The organism is Pseudomonas sp. GL-B-26 (genome assembly GCF_019947405.1).
GTDB lineage: Bacteria > Pseudomonadota > Gammaproteobacteria > Pseudomonadales > Pseudomonadaceae > Aquipseudomonas.
Window position 1 is genome coordinate 56,032 of sequence record NZ_JAGYGJ010000026.1, and the last position, 17,651, is coordinate 73,682.

Annotated in this window: 18 protein-coding genes and 1 pseudogene; 8 read left to right on the forward strand and 11 right to left on the reverse strand. The window is 58.1% G+C overall.

Annotation, left to right across the window (positions count from 1 at the left end; genetic code table 11):
• Positions 1-270: 270 nt before the first annotated feature.
• Complete coding sequence (locus KGB23_RS17930; RefSeq protein ID WP_223432035.1) at positions 271-1,395, forward strand: GNAT family N-acetyltransferase; 1,125 nt, start codon at positions 271-273, stop codon at positions 1,393-1,395.
• 15 nt (positions 1,396-1,410) lie between these two features.
• Here the strand turns inward: KGB23_RS17930 and aqpZ are convergent, their stop codons facing one another.
• From aqpZ to KGB23_RS17955, 5 genes and pseudogenes are all read right to left on the reverse strand, one after another.
• Complete coding sequence (gene aqpZ, locus KGB23_RS17935; protein WP_095127861.1) at positions 1,411-2,106, reverse strand: aquaporin Z; 696 nt, start codon at positions 2,104-2,106, stop codon at positions 1,411-1,413.
• 342 nt (positions 2,107-2,448) lie between these two features.
• Positions 2,449-4,281: an ABC transporter ATP-binding protein gene (locus KGB23_RS17940; protein ID WP_223432036.1), complete on the reverse strand. Its 1,833-nt coding sequence runs from the start codon at positions 4,279-4,281 to the stop codon at positions 2,449-2,451.
• 82 nt (positions 4,282-4,363) lie between these two features.
• On the reverse strand, positions 4,364-4,921 hold the full coding sequence (locus KGB23_RS17945; RefSeq protein WP_046048081.1) for a peptidylprolyl isomerase: 558 nt from the start codon (positions 4,919-4,921) through the stop codon (positions 4,364-4,366).
• 3 nt (positions 4,922-4,924) lie between these two features.
• Positions 4,925-5,730 (reverse strand): annotated as a pseudogene (locus KGB23_RS17950) (alpha/beta fold hydrolase).
• Between the two features lie 14 nt (positions 5,731-5,744).
• A complete protein-coding gene (locus tag KGB23_RS17955) occupies positions 5,745-6,668 on the reverse strand; it encodes a LysR family transcriptional regulator (RefSeq protein ID WP_046048083.1) in 924 nt (307 codons plus the stop codon).
• A 49-nt stretch (positions 6,669-6,717) separates the two neighbouring features.
• Between KGB23_RS17955 and KGB23_RS17960 the strand changes: the two genes are divergently transcribed.
• The 4 genes from KGB23_RS17960 to KGB23_RS17975 all read left to right on the forward strand — a co-directional run bounded on the left by KGB23_RS17960 (position 6,718) and on the right by KGB23_RS17975 (position 9,397).
• A complete protein-coding gene (locus KGB23_RS17960; protein ID WP_223432037.1) occupies positions 6,718-7,047 on the forward strand; it encodes a 3-phosphoglycerate kinase in 330 nt (109 codons plus the stop codon).
• Positions 7,048-7,210: 163 nt separating this feature from the next.
• The gene (locus KGB23_RS17965; RefSeq protein ID WP_223432038.1) at positions 7,211-7,810 is read left to right on the forward strand and encodes an FMN-dependent NADH-azoreductase; all 600 of its coding nucleotides are present in this window, start codon (positions 7,211-7,213) and stop codon (positions 7,808-7,810) included.
• 211 nt (positions 7,811-8,021) lie between these two features.
• Positions 8,022-8,900, forward strand: a complete 879-nt coding sequence (locus tag KGB23_RS17970; protein WP_095127855.1) for a carboxylate/amino acid/amine transporter — start codon at positions 8,022-8,024, stop codon at positions 8,898-8,900.
• Positions 8,897-9,397, forward strand: coding sequence for a MepB family protein (locus tag KGB23_RS17975; RefSeq protein WP_223432039.1), 501 nt, complete (start codon positions 8,897-8,899; stop codon positions 9,395-9,397). The genes KGB23_RS17970 and KGB23_RS17975 overlap by 4 nt, the downstream gene beginning before the upstream one ends.
• Before the next feature lie 27 nt (positions 9,398-9,424).
• Here the strand turns inward: KGB23_RS17975 and KGB23_RS17980 are convergent, their stop codons facing one another.
• Complete coding sequence (locus KGB23_RS17980) at positions 9,425-10,723, reverse strand: mechanosensitive ion channel family protein (RefSeq protein WP_223432040.1); 1,299 nt, start codon at positions 10,721-10,723, stop codon at positions 9,425-9,427.
• Positions 10,724-10,916: 193 nt separating this feature from the next.
• Between KGB23_RS17980 and KGB23_RS17985 the strand changes: the two genes are divergently transcribed.
• Entirely contained in the window at positions 10,917-12,263 is a 1,347-nt protein-coding gene (locus KGB23_RS17985; RefSeq protein WP_008153197.1) for a DEAD/DEAH box helicase, read from the forward strand.
• 113 nt (positions 12,264-12,376) lie between these two features.
• On the opposite strand, the gene KGB23_RS17990 is transcribed toward KGB23_RS17985, so the two are convergent.
• Together KGB23_RS17990 and KGB23_RS17995 are read right to left on the reverse strand one after the other, a co-directional pair.
• Positions 12,377-12,652 (reverse strand): hypothetical protein, encoded by a 276-nt coding sequence (locus KGB23_RS17990; RefSeq protein ID WP_150655029.1) that lies wholly within the window; start codon positions 12,650-12,652, stop codon positions 12,377-12,379.
• A gap of 217 nt (positions 12,653-12,869) precedes the next feature.
• Positions 12,870-13,613 carry a DUF899 domain-containing protein gene (locus KGB23_RS17995; RefSeq protein ID WP_223432041.1) on the reverse strand — a complete coding sequence of 248 codons (744 nt, stop codon included), beginning with the start codon at positions 13,611-13,613 and terminating at the stop codon, positions 12,870-12,872.
• A 177-nt stretch (positions 13,614-13,790) separates the two neighbouring features.
• On the opposite strand from KGB23_RS17995, the gene KGB23_RS18000 reads away from it, so the two are divergent.
• Positions 13,791-14,183 (forward strand): hypothetical protein, encoded by a 393-nt coding sequence (locus KGB23_RS18000; RefSeq protein WP_046048098.1) that lies wholly within the window; start codon positions 13,791-13,793, stop codon positions 14,181-14,183.
• Between the two features lie 121 nt (positions 14,184-14,304).
• Here KGB23_RS18000 and KGB23_RS18005 read toward each other — a convergent pair whose 3' ends face one another.
• The 3 genes from KGB23_RS18005 to KGB23_RS18015 all read right to left on the reverse strand — a co-directional run bounded on the left by KGB23_RS18005 (position 14,305) and on the right by KGB23_RS18015 (position 16,378).
• A complete protein-coding gene (locus KGB23_RS18005) occupies positions 14,305-15,174 on the reverse strand; it encodes a DUF6279 family lipoprotein (RefSeq protein ID WP_223432042.1) in 870 nt (289 codons plus the stop codon).
• A gap of 80 nt (positions 15,175-15,254) precedes the next feature.
• Complete coding sequence (locus KGB23_RS18010) at positions 15,255-15,971, reverse strand: TorF family putative porin (protein ID WP_223432043.1); 717 nt, start codon at positions 15,969-15,971, stop codon at positions 15,255-15,257.
• 218 nt (positions 15,972-16,189) lie between these two features.
• Complete coding sequence (locus KGB23_RS18015; protein WP_172668627.1) at positions 16,190-16,378, reverse strand: hypothetical protein; 189 nt, start codon at positions 16,376-16,378, stop codon at positions 16,190-16,192.
• A gap of 351 nt (positions 16,379-16,729) precedes the next feature.
• Here KGB23_RS18015 and KGB23_RS18020 point away from each other — a divergent pair, with 351 nt between their 5' ends.
• Complete coding sequence (locus KGB23_RS18020) at positions 16,730-17,566, forward strand: S1 RNA-binding domain-containing protein (protein ID WP_033056115.1); 837 nt, start codon at positions 16,730-16,732, stop codon at positions 17,564-17,566.
• The last annotated feature ends 85 nt before the right edge of the window (positions 17,567-17,651 follow it).

Below are 17,651 nucleotides of genomic sequence, written 5' to 3' on the forward strand. Positions count from 1 at the left end.
AGATGTAATGGGATGACTGAGCCATCCAGGACACAACCGACCGTTGACGGACGGAAAACAGTGACCAGGTATAGAACCCGGCGCTCTAAAAACAGGCGCCAGTATCGCGATGGTTTATGACAGAGCGGTGGCAAAGTGATGGCGTCTCGATGACGATACAAATAGGGCGTACACCCTTGTCCAGAGCCCTGTCGGCGGATTGCTCGTGTGGATTTTTTGGCGATGGGCGATACTCGCCGGGCTTTCACGCAAAGAAGTAGGGAAGAACTGATGCCGCTGCAACGTCTGGAAAGTCTGTCCGAAATCGCGTCGCAGACGTGGGACGCCCTGGTGCCCGAGAATCAGCCCTTTCTGCGCCACGCCTTTCTCGGCGCGCTGGAAGACAGCGGCAGCGTCGGCCCTCATTCCGGCTGGCAACCCGAGCATTTGTTGCACATCGAAGGCGATCGCCTGATTGCCGCGCTGCCCAGTTACCGCAAATGGCATTCCTACGGCGAGTACGTGTTCGATCACGCCTGGGCCGATGCCTGTGAGCGTGCGGGTATCGATTACTACCCCAAGCTGCTGACGGCTGTGCCGTTCAGTCCGGTCAGTGGCCCGCGTTTACTGGCCGCCACGCTCGAGGACGGTTTCGAACTGTTGAACAGCCTGCCGGGCTACCTTGAAATCGAACAACTCTCCAGTGCCCACATCAACTTCACCGACCCGTTCACTGACGCGGCCTTGGCCGAGCAGCCGGGCTGGTTGCAGCGAATCGGCTGTCAGTACCACTGGCAGAATCGCGGCTATCGGGATTTTCAGGACTTCCTAGACGTCCTTAGTTCGCGCAAGCGCAAGCAGATGCGCAAGGAACGCGAACAAGTGGCGGGGCAGGGCATTGATTTCGAATGGCTTGAAGGTAGGCAACTCGATCAGGCGCAGTGGGATTTTGTCTATGCCTGCTACGCCAATACCTACGCAGTGCGTCGGCAAGCGCCGTATCTGACGCGGGAGTTTTTCAGTTTGCTGGCCGAGCGCATGCCAGAGTCGATTCGCGTGGTGCTGGCCAAGCAAGGCTCACGGCCGGTGGCCATGGCCTTCAGTCTGGTGGGTGGCGACAGCTTTTACGGTCGTTACTGGGGCTGTCTTGCGGAGTTCGATCGTTTGCACTTCGAGACCTGTTTCTACCAGGGAATGGACTACGCGATTGCCAACGGCTTCCAGCGATTCGATGCCGGTGCCCAGGGCGAGCACAAGTTGATTCGCGGGTTCGAACCGGTGATCACTCATTCATGGCACTACTTGCGTCATCCCGGCCTGAAAGCGGCCGTCAAAGACTTCCTGCAGCAAGAGCGCGTTGGTGTGTTGGCGTATGCCGAGGAAGCGAGGACGGCCTTGCCTTACCGGCAAGACTGATCCTCACCCTGGGCTTCAGCTGCCTTCCTTGCCTAACCATCGATACGTCACGCCGCCGATCACAGCGCCGAGCAGCGGCGCCACCCAGAACATCCACAATTGCGCGATGGCCCAGCCTCCGACGATCAGCGCCGGGCCAGTGCTGCGGGCCGGGTTGACCGAGGTGTTGGTGACAGGGATCGAGATCAGGTGAATCAGCGTCAGGGCCAGGCCGATGGCGATCGGTGCCAGCCCGGCGGGGGCGCGCTTGTCGGTGGCGCCGAGGATGATCAGCACGAACATCGCCGTCATCACCAGCTCACAGACAAAGCCTGCGGCCATCGAGTATTTGCCGGGAGAATGCTCGCCGTAGCCGTTGGAAGCCAGACCGTTGGCGAGATCGAAGCCTTCCTTGCCGTTGGCTATGTAGTAGATCAAGGCCGCCGCGATAATCGCACCAATCACCTGAGCGATGATGTAGGCGGGCAGCTCTTTGGCGGGGAATCGACCGCCGACGAACAAACCGACCGAAACGGCGGGGTTGAGATGGCAGCCGGAAATATGGCCAATGGCGAATGCCATGGTCAGTACCGTCAGACCAAAGGCCAGGGCCACACCCAGCACCCCGATCCCCAGCGGAGAAGACGCGGCCAGGACCGCACTGCCGCAACCCCCCAACACCAGCCAGAACGTACCTAACAACTCAGTGACTGAACGTTTGAACAGAGACATGAGAGCGTCCTTGATAGGCTTCCTATCGAGACTGTATCGAGTGATGCATCCTGCACATTTACGACAGGCTCATCTCCAGAACCTTGGCTGATTACAGCAGGGTTTTGGCGGATTTCCAGTGGCCACAAAAAACCGCTAGAGCCCGTCATTGAAGGGCTGTAGCGGTTTTAATGATGTAGGAAGTCTATGTAGCAGCTGGCGCAGCCTGCGTTCGGCTGCGCAGCAGTCGTAAAATCATACAACGCGGTGTTTCAGGTAAAACGCATGTGCTGGATGAACGACTGCTGCGCAGCCGAACGCAGGCTGCGCCAGCTGCTACAAGGGCATTGGCGATCGACAAATTTAATCGATGCCGACAAACCCACCCGTCTGGTGCTGCCACAACCGCGCATACAACCCGCCATGGGCCAGCAGTTCGGCGTGGCTGCCGGTTTCGGCGATCTTGCCTTTTTCCAGCACCACCAGCCGGTCCATACGGGCGATGGTCGAGAGCCGGTGAGCGATGGCGATCACGGTTTTGCCCTGCATCAGGGTTTCGAGGCTTTCCTGGATCGCTGCTTCGACCTCCGAATCCAGCGCCGAGGTGGCCTCGTCCATGATCAGGATCGGCGCGTCCTTGAGCAGCACGCGAGCAATCGCTATCCGCTGACGCTGACCGCCGGAGAGTTTCACCCCGCGTTCACCGACGTGGGCGTCAAAACCGGTGCGACCTTCGGAGTCCGACAACAATGGGATGAACTCGTCGGCGCGGGCCTTGTGTACCGCCTCCCAGAGTTCGGCGTCGGTGGCGTCGGGTTTGCCGTACAGCAAATTGTCACGGATCGAGCGATGCAGCAGGGACGTATCCTGGGTGATCATGCCGATGCGCTCGCGCAGGCTTTCCTGGCCGACTTCGGCGATGTTCTGGCCGTCGATGAGGATGCGCCCGCCCTCCACGTCATAGAGGCGCAGAAGCAGGTTGACCAGGGTTGACTTGCCGGCACCGGAGGGACCGATCAGGCCGATTTTCTCGCCGGGCTTGATGGTCAGGTTGAGGTCGCCGATGATCCCGCTCTTCTTGCCGTAGTGGAAATCCACGTGCTCGAAACGCACCTCGCCACGGGTGACCGTCAGCGGTTTGGCCTGCTCGCGATCGGTGACGCTGACCGGTTGAGAAATGGTCTGCAAACCGTCCTGAACCATGCCGATGTTTTCGAAAATGCCGGTGACCACCCACATGATCCAGCCGGACATGTTGACGATGCGGATCACCAGACCGGTGGCCAGGGCGATGGCGCCTACGGTGATCAGCGACTGCGTCCACAGCCACAGGGCCAGGCCGGTGGTGCCGACGATCAGCAAGCCGTTCATGCTGGTGATGACCACGTCCATGCTGGTGACCACCCGGCCGGCCAATTGGGCTTTTTCGGTTTGTTCCTTGATCGCTTCGCGAGCGTATTGCTGCTCGAAGTTGGTGTGGGCGAACAGCTTCAGGGTGGTGATGTTGGTGTAGCCGTCGACGATCCGCCCCATGAGTTTGGAGCGCGCATCGGAGGACACCACCGAGCGTTCCTTGACCCGTGGCACGAAGTAGTAAAGGGCACTGATGAAGGCGGCGATCCAGGTCAGCAGCGGGATCATCAGGCGCCAGTCGGCTTCGGCGAACAGCACCAGCGAACTGATCGCGTAGATCAGCACGTGCCATAACGCGTCCACCGCTTGCACGGCCGAATCGCGTAGCGAGTTGCCGGTCTGCATGATGCGTTGGGCGATGCGCCCGGCGAAGTCGTTCTGGAAAAAATTCAGGCTCTGTTTGAGCACATAACTGTGGTTCTGCCAGCGAATCAGGCTGGTCATGCTGGGGCTCAGGGTCTGGTGTACCAGCAGGTCATGCAGGCCAACAAAAATCGGCCGAAAAACCAGGGCTACCACCGCCATCCAGGCCAGCTCGATGCCGTGTTCCTTGAAGAAATCGACGTTAGGTGTGCCTTGGGTCAGGTCGATGATGCGACTCAGGTAACTGAACAGCGCCACTTCGATCAGCGCACCGATCAGACCGACGAACAGCAGGACGGCGAAACTCGGCCAGACCTGCTTCAAGTAATAGGTATAAAAAGGCAGAACCCGATCCGGCGGAGCGGCCGTCGGGGCCTCGCGGAAAATGTCGATCAGTTTCTCGAAACGGCGATAAAGCATCAGTTCTCCGCCCGCGCACGGGCTCTCCTTTGAACAGTGTGAGCGGCGCACTCCGGCAGCCGCTCAAGACTTCCTATGTAGCTTAGTCGATGACTTTGGCCGACTTGATGAACACAGGATCGGCTGGCACATCTTTCATGCCGCCACGGGTGGTGGTTTGCGAGTTGACGATGACGTCCACCACGTCCATGCCTTTCACGACTTTACCGAAGACCGCATAGCCGTCACCGCTGTCGAGGAAGTCGTTGTCCTTGACGTTGACGAAGAACTGGCTGGTGGCCGAATCAGGATTAGAGGTGCGGGCCATGGACAGCGTGCCACGGACGTTATGCAGACCGTTTTTGGACTCGTTCTTGATCGGTGCCTTGGTTTCTTTCTGCTGCATTTGTTGAGTGAAACCGCCGCCCTGGACCATGAAGCCCGGAATCACACGGTGAAAAATCGTGTTGTTGTAGAAGCCGCTGTTGACGTAATCAAGGAAGTTCTTGGTACTGATCGGCGCCTTGACCGGGTCCAGTTCGATTTCGATCTGGCCGTTGGTGGTCTCTAGCAGCACGTGCGGCGCCTTGGCGGGCGTTGCGGCCATCAGGTTGGCGGCAAACAGAACGGAGCCAGCGACGAGGGCGATTTTTTTCAGCATGGGTCAGTGATCCTGAGTGAGGTGGTGTCGACTGCGGTGAGAAACTCGAGCAGCGTTTGGTTGAACATTTCGGGTTGATCCAGCGGGGTGGCGTGGCGCGAATCGGCGATCACCACCAGCCGCGCATCGGGCAGCAGTTTTACATAGGTCTCTTTCAGCGAGACCGGTGTGTAGTCACGGTCGGCGCTGACGATGAGGGTTGGACAGGAGACCCTCGAAAGTCGTTCCTGAACCCCCCAGCCAACGATTGCATCGAAGCTGGCGAGATAAGCATGTTTGTCGTTTTTTGCCCAGCGTTCGGCCATCTTTTGACGCAAATCAGCCTGTTCCGGTTTCGGGAACAGCTTGCCGCCCAAGGCCGTGCCGATGGCGCCCAGACTGAGGACGCGCATCAGGCTCCAGCGCTTGAACCACTGCCAGTAATCGTCGCGGCTGCGCAGTTTGACCTCGGGCGCGCTGTTGACGATGCACAGGCTTTTGAGCAATTGGGGCTGATCCACGGCCAGTTGAAAACCGATCATGCCGCCCATGGACAGGCCCACGTAATGAGTGGGGCCGAGGTTCAGGTGTTCAATGAGGGCGATCAGGTCGGCGCTGAACCCGGCGATGCTGTAGCGCTCGCGGGGTTTGTCCGAGCGACCGTGGCCGCGTACATCCGGCACGATCACCCGGTAGCGGGCCGACAGCGCCGGGATCTGCTTTTCCCAGTCCAGGGTGCTGGAGCCGAGCCCGTGAACCAGCAGCAACGGCGTGCCGTGGCCATATTCCTCATAGTGCAGGTTGCAACCTTCGTGTTCGAAATAGGCCATGCGTACACTCCGTGTCAGGCTTGTTCAGGGGCAGCGAAAGGTGCATCCAGCGGCGCAGTGTCGAAAGTGCGCAGCAGTTCGATGAGAATCTGCGTGGCCGGCCCCAAGGGTTTGTCCTTGTTCGAGTACAGGTAGAAGCTTGGGTTGCGGCTGCCGCCCTGGTCCAACGGTAGCAGCTTGAGCAGACCTTCCTTGAGTTCCCGTTCGATCATGTGCCGAGGCAACCAGGCGAAACCCAGGCCGCTGCTGACAAAGGTCGCCGCGGTAGCCAGGCTGCCGACAGTCCAGCGCTGTTCCGCGCCGAGCCAGCCGACGTCCCGTGGCTGCTGGCGACCGGAGTCGCGGATGACCACTTGCATCTGGGATTCCAGATCCTGGAAGTTCAGTTCGCGGTTCAGACGATGCAGCGGGTGTTCGGGGTGAGCGACAGCCACAAACTCTACGTCGCTCAATTCCGCGCCCAGATACCCGGGAATGCTGAGGCCAGTAATGGCCAGATCGGCCACGCCTTCGAGCAAGACTTCTTCTACCCCCGACAGCACTTCTTCGCGCAGACGCACCCGGCAGCCACGGCTTTGTGGCATGAAAGCGGTCAAGGCGCGAACGAGGCGGGCGCTCGGGTAGGCGGCGTCGACCACCAGCCGCACTTCCGCTTCCCAGCCTTGTTCCATGTGGTGGGCCAGGTCTTCCAGCTGACTGGCCTGTTTTACCAGTTGCCGCGAGCGGCGCAGCAACACGCCGCCGGCTTCGGTCAGCACCGCTTTGCGGCCGTCGATGCGCAACAGCGGCACGCCGAGCTGGTCCTGCATGCGCGCCACGGTGTAACTCACCGATGATTGCGAGCGGTGCAGCGCTTCGGCGGCCTGGGCGAAACCGCCGTGGTCGACCACGGCTTGTAACGTTCGCCATTGATCAAGGGTCACGCGGGGCGCTTTCATGAATAGCTCCTCTTGTCCTAAGCTGGCAGCCCTTTATGGAGACTGCTGAATGAAAAAGCTTTGTTGTGTGGTATCGGGTTGTGTGCTGCTGGCAATGCTGCCGCTGACGGCATTTGCTTATCCGATCGATGTGAAGAAAAACCTCAACGGCTTGAAGATTGACTACGAGACCTTCGACACGGATAACGACATCGGCTCCATCCGGGTGGCCAACTACGGCGACATCGATGCGAGCTGCAAGGCAGTTTTCAACAATGGCCCGGAAGCGCCGCGTACGCGCAAGATCGATGTGCCGGCTGGCAAACACAAAAACGCCACTGCGAAGTTCACCCGCAGCATTATCAAGCTGCGTATCGAGCTGACCTGCACGCCGAAATGACATCAAGCACCTGTGGGAACAGGCTTACTCCCACAGGACATGCTCAGCTTATAAACGAATTTATTGATGGGTTATAGCAGTTATTTGCGCTTTTTCATCGATATGACTCTGTTTAACCTTCACTCCATCGACTTACAACATTCTCAGATGGAGGCTACATCCCATGTCCCGCGTTCTGATCATCGAAAGCAGCGCCCGTCAGCAAGACTCGGTTTCGCGTCAACTGACCCAGACCTTCATCAGCCAGTGGCAAGCCGCGCACCCGAACGACCAGATCACCGTTCGTGACCTGGCCGTCAACCCGGTGCCGCATCTGGACATCAACCTGCTGGGCGGCTGGATGAAACCTGCCGAACAGCGCAACGACATCGAACAGGTTTCCCTGGAACGCTCCAACCAGTTGACCGACGAATTGCTGGCTGCCGATGTACTGGTCATGGCCGCGCCGATGTACAACTTCGCCATCCCGAGCACCCTCAAAGCCTGGCTCGACCACGTGCTGCGTGCCGGCGTGACTTTCAAGTACACCGACACCGGCCCGCAAGGTTTGCTCAGCGGCAAGCGTGCCTACGTGCTGACTGCGCGCGGCGGGATCTACGCCGGCAGCACCGCGGATCACCAGGAACCGTACCTGCGTCAGGTCATGGGCTTCATCGGGATTCACGACGTGACGTTCATTCATGCCGAAGGCATGAACCTGGGCGGTGACTTCCAGGAGAAAGGCCTGAGCCAGGCCAACGCGAAGCTTTCCCTCGTCGCCTGAGGCTTTAATCGCCAGATAATCCCTTGATGTTCAAGTGACCTGGCGCAACCCCTTCATGGCTTTACGCGCATCGAACCTCCCTTTGCACTTGTTGCTCCTGAGTGCTGTAGCCCGATTGAACGCTTTAGCGAGATCGGGCTTTTTTTTGCCCGGGATTTAGCGATGGCCGGCAAAAACCGCTATCGTCGCCGCCATTCGAAACGAGGCGAGCATGGGCTATCTACTTTTTGTCACGCTGATTCAGGCGTTTTCCTTCAGCTTGATCGGTGAATACCTGGCCGGTCATGTCGACAGTTACTTTGCGGTGCTGGTGCGAGTGGTGCTGGCGGGGCTGGTGTTCATTCCGTTGACCCGCTGGCGTTCGGTTGAACCGGCGTTCATGCGCGGCATGCTGCTGATCGGCGCGTTGCAGTTCGGCGTGACGTACGTCTGCCTGTACCTGAGCTTTCGGGTGCTGACAGTGCCGGAGGTGTTGCTGTTCACCATCCTCACACCACTGCACGTGACCTTGATCGAAGACGCGCTGAACCGGCGCTTCAATCCGTGGGCATTGGTCGCGGCACTGGTGGCGGTGATGGGCGCGGCGGTGATTCGCTACGACCGGATCAACCCCGATTTCTTCATGGGCTTCCTGCTGCTGCAACTGGCCAACTTCACCTACGCTGCCGGGCAGGTGCTCTATAAGCATCTGGTGGCCCGCCATCCGAGCGATTTGCCGCATTACCGGCGCTTTGGTTACTTCTACCTGGGGGCATTGGCGGTGGCGTTGCCGGCGTTTCTGTTGTTCGGCAAACAGAACTTCCTGCCCGAAGCGCCTCTGCAATGGGGCGTGCTGGTGTTCCTCGGCCTGGTCTCGACTGCGCTCGGGTTGTACTGGTGGAACAAGGGCGCGTGCCTGGTGAATGGCGGGACGCTCGCGGTGATGAACAATCTGCATGTGCCGGTGGGGTTGCTGATCAATTTGCTGATCTGGAATCAGCATGAAGAACTGGGGCGGTTGTTCCTCGGTGGGTCGGTGATTTTGATGGCGGTGTGGATCAGCCGGTTGGGCGTCAGGCGAGAAGTGCTGCCGTTGCGGGAACGTCCATGACGGACCTGATCGCCGCCATCGAGCAGATCTACAAGCCCGCAGGTATGACGTTAACGGATGAAGCTCGGCGCGAGGAGGAGAGTGCCGAATACGGCGCCTGCCGCTTCGGCCTCGATGGCCAGGCGATGGTCTTCCGAGTGGCGAAAACCACGCCGACCAAGATGGGTCAGTTCGTCACGCTGTGGAAGCGGCCAACGCCGACCAGCGAGATTGCACCGCTCGATAGCGGCGATGGCGTCGCCTTTGTGGTGGTGAGCGTTGCTGATGAACCCCATCGCGGGCAGTTTGTGTTTGACCGGGAGATACTCGCCGCCAAGGGTGTCATGTCGATTGGTGGCGAAGGTGGCAAGCGGGCGATTCGTGTCTATCCGCCATGGTCCAGACCCGTCGCCAAACAAGCGGTGAAAACGCAGCAATGGCAGTTGAAGTATTTCCTCGCGCTTGACCAAGGCGGTAATGCCGATCCCGTTCAGGTGCGCCGGCTCTTTGGAAAATAGCCCTTAAACCCCTGCGTGAGTGAGGTGTTACATGACGTGTTTTTCGGGCTCTGGAATATGGCTCGCACCCAGCAGCGCTGGCAACAACCCCGCCCGCAAATCCCCGCCACTCGGCTGCTGATACAGGCTCAAGCCAAACTCCGGCAACACCGCCAGCAGGTAATCAAAAATATCTCCCTGAATCCGCTCGTAATCGGCCCACGCGGTGGTGCGGGTGAAACAGTAGATTTCCAGCGGAATCCCCTGCGCGGTGGTTTGCATCTGGCGAACCATGCAGGTCATGTTCGGCTGGATTTCCGGGTGACTCTTCAAATACGCCAGTGCATAGGCGCGGAAGGTCCCGATATTGGTCATCCGCCGACGGTTGGCCGACATCGCCGCCACATTACCCTGGGCTTCGTTCCAGGCCTTGAGTTCAGCCTGCTTGCGACTGATGTAGTCGGTCAGCAGATGCACCTGGGACAGCTTCTGCTCTTCGTCATCGCGGATGAATCGCACGCCACTGGCGTCGATGAACAGGCTGCGCTTGATCCGTCGCCCTCCGGATTGCTGCATGCCGCGCCAGTTCTTGAACGACTCGGACATCAGGCGCCAGGTTGGAATCGAAACGATGGTCTTGTCGAAATTCTGCACCTTGACCGTGTGCAGCGTGATGTCGACCACATCACCGTCGGCGCCGACTTGCGGCATCTCGATCCAGTCGCCGACCCGCAGCATGTCATTGCTGGTCAATTGCACGCTGGCGACGAACGACAGCAGGGTGTCCTTGTAGACCAACAGAATTACCGCCGACATGGCGCCCAGACCCGACAGCAGCAACAGCGGCGAACGGTCGATCAGCGTGGCGACGATGATGATCGCGCCAAACACGTACAAGACCATTTTTGCCAGTTGCACGTAGCCTTTGATCGAGCGGGTACGGGCATGTTCGGTGCGCGCATAGATGTCGAGCAGCGCGCTGAGCAGGGCACTGACCGCCAACAGCAAGAACAGAATGGTAAATGCCAGCGCGACGTTACCAAGGAAGATCAGACTGGTCTTGCCCAACTCCGGCACCAGGTGCAAGCCGAACTGGATCACCAGCGAGGGGGTGATCTGCGCCAGACGATGAAAGACCTTGTTATGCCGAAAGTCATTGATCCAGTGCAATGCCGGCTGGCGACCGAGCATTTTGGTCACATGCAGAATGAGGTAGCGCGCCACTCGTCCGAGGACCAGCGCAACCACCAGCAATACCACCAATGCCAGGCTGGAATGCAGGAGAGGGTGCTGATCAAGGGCACCCCAAAGGTCTTGAACGTTGAGCCAGAGCTGTTTGATATCCATGGGTAAAAACGGTTCTTCTGTAGGACGCGACGGGGCGATTAGAGCATTTAAGACGCTTTGGATGACGTTTCAGGACAAAAGACGCAACAAAAAAACCACTGTTTAGCGCCGTTTGTATAAAGAAACTCGGCCTGAGCGCTCGAAACCGTTACCCTATGCAGCTGTTTTTTTGTATTTCTTCGAGGTAGCACCCGTGTTTTCCCAATTCGCCCTGCACGAACGCCTGCTCAAAGCCGTGGCCGAGCTTAAATTTGTCGAGCCAACGCCAGTGCAAGCAGCGGCTATTCCGCTGGCGCTCCAAGGGCGTGACCTGCGGGTGACAGCGCAAACCGGTAGCGGCAAAACCGCTGCCTTCGTTTTGCCGATCCTCAACCGTCTGATCGGCCCGGCTAAAGTCCGCGTCAGCATCAAGACCCTGATCCTGTTGCCAACCCGCGAGCTGGCCCAGCAGACCATCAAGGAAGTTGAGCGTTTCGCTCAGTTCACCTTCATCAAGTCCGGCCTGATCACCGGCGGTGAAGACTTCAAGGTCCAGGCCGCCATGCTGCGCAAGGTGCCGGACATCCTGATCGGTACGCCGGGCCGGATGATCGAGCAACTGAACGCCGGCAACCTCGACCTCAAGGAAGTCGAAGTACTGGTCCTCGACGAAGCCGACCGCATGCTCGACATGGGCTTTGCCGAAGACGTCCAGCGTCTGGTGGAAGAGTGCACCAACCGCCAGCAGACCATGCTGTTCTCCGCCACCACCGGTGGTTCTGGCCTGCGCGAGATGGTCGCCAAGGTATTGAACAACCCTGAGCACCTGCAGCTCAACAACGTCAGCGACCTGAATGCGACCACCCGTCAGCAGATCATCACCGCTGACCACAACCAGCACAAAGAACAGATCGTGAACTGGCTGCTGGCCAACGAGACCTATCAGAAGGCCATCGTGTTCACCAACACCCGGGCCATGGCCGACCGTATCTACGGCCGCCTGGTGGCGCAGGAATACAAAGCGTTCGTCCTGCACGGTGACAAAGACCAGAAGGATCGCAAGCTGGCCATCGACCGTCTGAAGCAGGGCGGCGTGAAAATCCTCGTCGCCACCGACGTCGCCGCTCGCGGCCTCGACGTGGAAGGCCTGGACCTGGTGATCAACTTCGACATGCCGCGCAGCGGCGACGAATACGTTCACCGCATCGGTCGTACCGGCCGTGCCGGCAACGATGGCCTGGCCATCTCGCTGATCTGCCACGGCGACTGGAACCTGATGTCGAGCGTCGAGCGCTACCTCAAGCAGAGCTTCGAGCGCCGCACCATCAAGGAAGTCAAAGGCACCTACGGCGGACCGAAAAAGGTCAAGGCTTCGGGCAAAGCCGTTGGCGTGAAGAAGAAAAAAGTCGACGCCAAAGGCGACAAGAAGAAAACCGGCGCCAAGGCACCGACCAAACGTAAAATCGCCAACCGCCCAAAGACCGACGCCCTGTCGCTGGTCAGCAAGGACGGCATGGCGCCGCTGAAGCGCCGCAAGCCGGAAGCGCCGGCTGCTGAATAAGGCGCGGTAGCGATCCAATAAAAAACCCGGACAGTGTCCGGGTTTTTTTACGTCAAAAGATCGCAGGCTCCCTGTAGGAGCTGGCGCAGCCTGCGATTCTTTGATCTTGCCGTTCAGCTCTTGGCTTTCTGCGCCGCCGATTCCAGCTCCTTGAGACGCTGATCGATCAACTGGCACTTGTCCGGTAAATCCTTGCTGGCCGTCTCCAGATCCATCTTCTGCAGCTCATCGTTGATCTCCTTGGCCTTGGCCGGGTTCTGCTCAGTGATCTTGGCGACTTCCTTGGCCAGTTGTTCGCGCTTGGCGGTGGCTTCCTCGGGAGGGCAGGCCCAAACGGGGAGGGCGCAGGCGAGGGTGGCGGCGAGGGTGAGTTTGAGCAGGGTTTTCATAAAGTCAGGCCTCGGTTCCGGTTAAGGCGGGTTATCCGGTTGAGGGCTGAAGGGCGAAAAAAGTTCAGTGACAGAAACGGGCGACCCACAGGTCGCCCGTTTTCATTCACTCCGCAGCCGTCTGCCAATTACATCCATCAAATCACAACCATCGCGTAACCGCGGGCAAGCCCCACAGGGGATTGTTGGTGTTCACGGATGCTGTGACCAACCCGGATCAAGCGATCTGCCCCCCATGACAGCAACTGTCCGGTGCCTTGTCCTCATACCGGTCGTGATACCTCACCCAATCCATAATTTCCTCTTCATTGCGGCCCTTGGGCGTGAGGTCGAGGTAGTTATAGGCGCCGACCAACATGTCCAGACCTCGGGCATAGGTTGAATAAGTGTGAAAAATCTCTCCAGCTTCATTGCGATAAAACACGCTGAGGCCGGGGAGTTCTTCTTCGGCGCCGTCGGATTTTTCGTAGTTGTAGGTGGCATTGCCGGCGGTGACGTCTTCTGCTCGGGCCGAGACGCCGAAGTCGTAATTGAAGTCGCAGCCTTCTGACGACACCCAATCGAATTTCCAACCCATGCGTCGTTTGAAGGCCTGGAATTCGGCGAACGGTGCGTGGGAAACCGTCACCACGGCGACGTCGTGATGGGCCAGGTGCTGGTTGGCGCCGTCAATGTGATCGGACAGGAACGAGCAGCCGGAACAGCCTTCGTCCCAGCCTTTGCCAAACATGAAGTGGTAGATGACCAATTGACTACGGCCGCCGAACAGGTCAGCCAGTTTCAGTTCGCCGTTCGGACCCTGAAAGCGGTAGTCCTTGTCGATTTTCACCCAGGGCAGGGCGCGGCGTTCGGCGCTGAGTTTGTCTCGTTCTTTGGTGAAGGCTTTTTCGTGGGCCAGGTGTTGCTTGCGCGCGGCTAGCCATTCTTCTCGGGAGACGACGGGATGATTCTGAATGTTCATTGGGATTCTCCTGCGGGGTGCTGGGAGGTGACTTACACAACCTAGTCGTTTGACCTACGCCCAATTCGACATACCGCCGGTCGATGCTGTTCAAAACCTCGGCTGAACGGCTACGAACCGCGCCGGTCACAACCTATGAAGGCCATCTCACTCGCGGGCACCGGAGGTTGAATCAGGATGACGACTTACAACTGGGATTTGATTGAACGCTTGCTGCATGAGGTGCAGAACGGCGCTGGCCACATTTTCACCCCACGGCCCTACGCCGAGCAGTATGCGGCGGAGAAAGCGTCGAAAGGTGAGCCGTTTGAGAACCTGGATCACCTGAAAACGGTAGCTGGCGAGTACGAAAAGTTACTGTTGATACGGGGCTATATCGAGCCTCGGCCAGAAGATCAGGGTGGCAATGGCGAGAACTACATTTTGACGCCTCGGGGCTCGAGTTTATTGAGCCTGATCGACAGCAGTATTCCGGGCAATGACCATCCGCGGCAGGTGTTGGATGAGCAGGAAGATGCGCTGGATGAGGTGAGGTTTGATGAGATCGCATCGAGGGCACAGATTGCCTGAAGATCACATCTACCCCATGTGGGAGCGGGCTTGTTCGCGAATGCGGTGTACCAGTTAACTTATCGTTGCCTGACACTGCATTCGCGAGCAAGCCCGCTCCCACATGGGATTTGCGTAGTGCTTAGCTCTGTTTTGCTGCTTTCAGGCACTTCAAATCATTGAAGTCCTTGCGCACCCCTTCGATCTTCTTCAACAACCGCTGGCGCTGTTCCGGCGTGCTTTCGGCCATCAAGTCCACAAATAACGCCCGTGCCTGGGCTTCGGTGCTGGCGTAGGCCTGGCGATAAGCGGGGGTCCACAAACTCTCGCGATTCACCAGAAGCGTCTCGATTCTCTGTGGGAATTCTGGACTCTGGCGCTGCGCAACTGCCGCACTGAACTGCTTCTGCCAATGGACGCGGTTGGCGATCCATTGCGTATTCTGGTCCCCCAAGGCGTTGGACCACGTGACAACGCGTAGCTGCTGGGTTGTGCTGAGCGGGCCGAGCCAGTCATTCAGGCGTTTTTCCATACGCTGGCTGCGCGCCTTGATCTGTTGATCGAGCGACGGTTTGAGGTATTGGTCCTGGCGTTTGCGCTGGTCTTTGGCAAAGGCGTCGTTCATCTCTGCGACTTGCTTGTCATCCAGCCCCTGTAACAGCTCAATGGCCGACGGGGTGATTTCCCGTGCGGTCTGGGCGATTGCCTTTTTGGCTTCCTGGACGCGGGTTTGCAGCGCAGCGTCGGTGACCTGGTTGGTCTCGACCATGACCTGCAAGCGATCCAGCCAGTCGAGATAGCCCGGCAATTGTGTGGTGCAGTGCCAGCTCAGGTGTTCCTTGAGGCGCTCGTTGAGCCAGCCTTTCTGCTCGCCGTTCATGTCCAGGTAGTCGCTGAGCGTCCACGGAATGATCACGTCGAGGTTGCGGTAGGCCAGGCCCACGCGGCTGCACGCACCGAGGGCGAGACTGAGGGTGATAACGACGGCGAGACACTTCAACCAGCGCGACATGGGCGAATCCTTTGCGAAGGCCTGGCTTTTTTAATGGGCTTTTCTATGTGAACGCAGGATGAGCCTCGCAGTTCAGCCGATCAGTAAAAGGCGTGTTCGGCCTTTAGGGTGACCAGCCCATCGCATTGGCTGTTGTGCCCGGAATAGGCGGAGCAACTGTTGCCACTCAAGCTGGAGTCACTGTAGATCAGGTCCAGATCAATGCCCATGAACGGACGGGAAAGTTTCACTGACCAGTCGGTGAAACTGCCTACGTACCCACCGTCGACGGACACCGGCATATTGAGCTGGTGGGTGGTGTATTTCATGCTGATCCCGATGCCGAACGGCTGATTGCCGCCCAGGTCGGCGAACACGGTGCTGTTCTGTTTGTCCGGATCGTTGATGAACGCTGCGCCGAAACGGCTGCCCAGAAAGGTCAGGCCACCGAAAAGCTCCTGGCTGTCGAGGGTGTCCACTTTTGGGTAGCTGTAACGGATCATGCCGACTTCGTACCCGAGGGTATTATCGAAAGGCTGTTTAAAGCCCATGTAGGAGTCGACTTCAAGGTTGGCCCCTGACGTTAAACCCATGCTCGGTGCCCATTGGCCTACATAAAAACCGCTGTCGTGACTCAGATCGAGACCACCGTGGAACGAGCCGGTGCTGGAAGGTTTGACCAGTCCCTGGGCCATGCTGCGGCTGGGGGTGGTGCCGAGTTTGAGATCGAAGTCGCCCAGTTCACGCTGAAAGATTTGCGCGTTGGCGACCGAACACGACAACAGGGTGCCGAGCAAAAAACAGGAGGGTTTGAGCATGCGTCACTCCATGACAGCGAGGAGCCGGAACTGAAACCTACTGAAACGCTTGATCTAGACGTGTGTAAGCATACCGGCGAATGCTCGGCATCGAGGGCCGTTCGTCGATTTTTGAAATATTGGTTTGTTTGCGGGGGTGTTGCGAGGAGGGTTCCAGTCCAAGCGCTTCGAAGCTCAAAGCGCTTAGGGACCAGGTGATGCGGCGGATCTAGGGGAAGTTACTTCTTGCCCAGGGTGATCTGCTTGGACGGGCCGAACGTCTGGCCGCTGACGCCTTTGGCAATTTGCTGGATCTCTCCGCCGGACTTGAGGAACGCAGCAATCTGGCTGTTGATCGATTCGCTGGTTTCAACGGCTGGAGCTGGCTTTGCTTTGCTGTTGGATGCTTTTACACGCATGGCGGCCATTAACCTATAGAAAATTAACTTGGCCAGGCATCGTACAGGAAATACTTGACAATTGCTTGGTAAATATCCCCCCGAAATACACAGGGCAGATGAAGAATTAATCACAAGTTATTATTCTGAATAGGCCTCTAAGCTGCTGTTTTAACTAAGAACGATCGTGAAAAATTACAGTTTTCCGTCTGGCGGACGGGTGCGAAAATTTCCAGAACGGCCTGACGAGCGGCCAGGCACGTGCGGTAAAGCCCAGGAAAATTAAGCCCTTCAGAGGATTTTCTTGCGCCACCGGGCTGGCCAGCGAACGCGGCCCGCAAAACCGGGTAGAATGCCGCCCACGCAATGAGGGTATTGGAAATGGCTTTAGTCGGGCGCTACAACAGTTTGCAAGTGGTTAAACACACTAACTTCGGTTTATATCTGGACGGTGGCGCGGATGGCGAAATCCTCCTGCCTAATCGTTATATTCCCAAAGATATTCCCAGCGAAGATGAAGACTGGCTCAACGTTTTTATTTATCTGGACAGCGATGACAAACTCATCGCAACTACCGAAAAGCCGAAAGTTCAGGTCGGTGAGTTTGCCAGTTTAAAAGTCGTTGAAGTCAACAGCATCGGTGTTTTCCTGGATTGGGGTTTGCCGAAGGATCTGTTGCTGCCGTACTCCGAAGAAAAGCGCCAGATGACCGCCGGCGAGTATGTGGTGGTGCACGTCTACCTCGACAAACACACCCGCCGCATCACCGCGACGGCGCGTCTGGATCGCTACCTCGACAAGACCCCGGCCAACTACACCCCTGGCCAGGAAGTTGATTTGCTGGTTGCCGAAGCCACCGATATGGGCTTCAAGGCGATCATCAACAACAAGCACTGGGGTCTGATTCACAAGAACGAAATCTTCAAGTTCATGCGCGCCGGTAAAGAAGAGAAGGGCTTTATCAAAGAAGTCCGTGCCGACGGCAAGATCAGCCTGAGCCTGCAACCGGTCGGCGAAGAAGCCGCCACCAGCCTGAACTCGAAGATTCTCGCCAAGTTGCGCGACAACAATGGCAGCCTGCCGGTCAGCGACAAGAGCGACCCGACGGTGATCAGCAGTATGTTTGGTGTCAGCAAGGGTAACTTCAAAAAGGCCATCGGTGCGTTGTACAAGAACGGCCAGATCGTTATTCACGCCGATCGCATTGAACTGAGCTGACCTCGCGCCCGCCCTCATGTAACGCGATTGCATAGGGTTGGAGTGTGATGAAAAAGTCCCGGCCCTGTGTCGGGGCTTTGCTTTT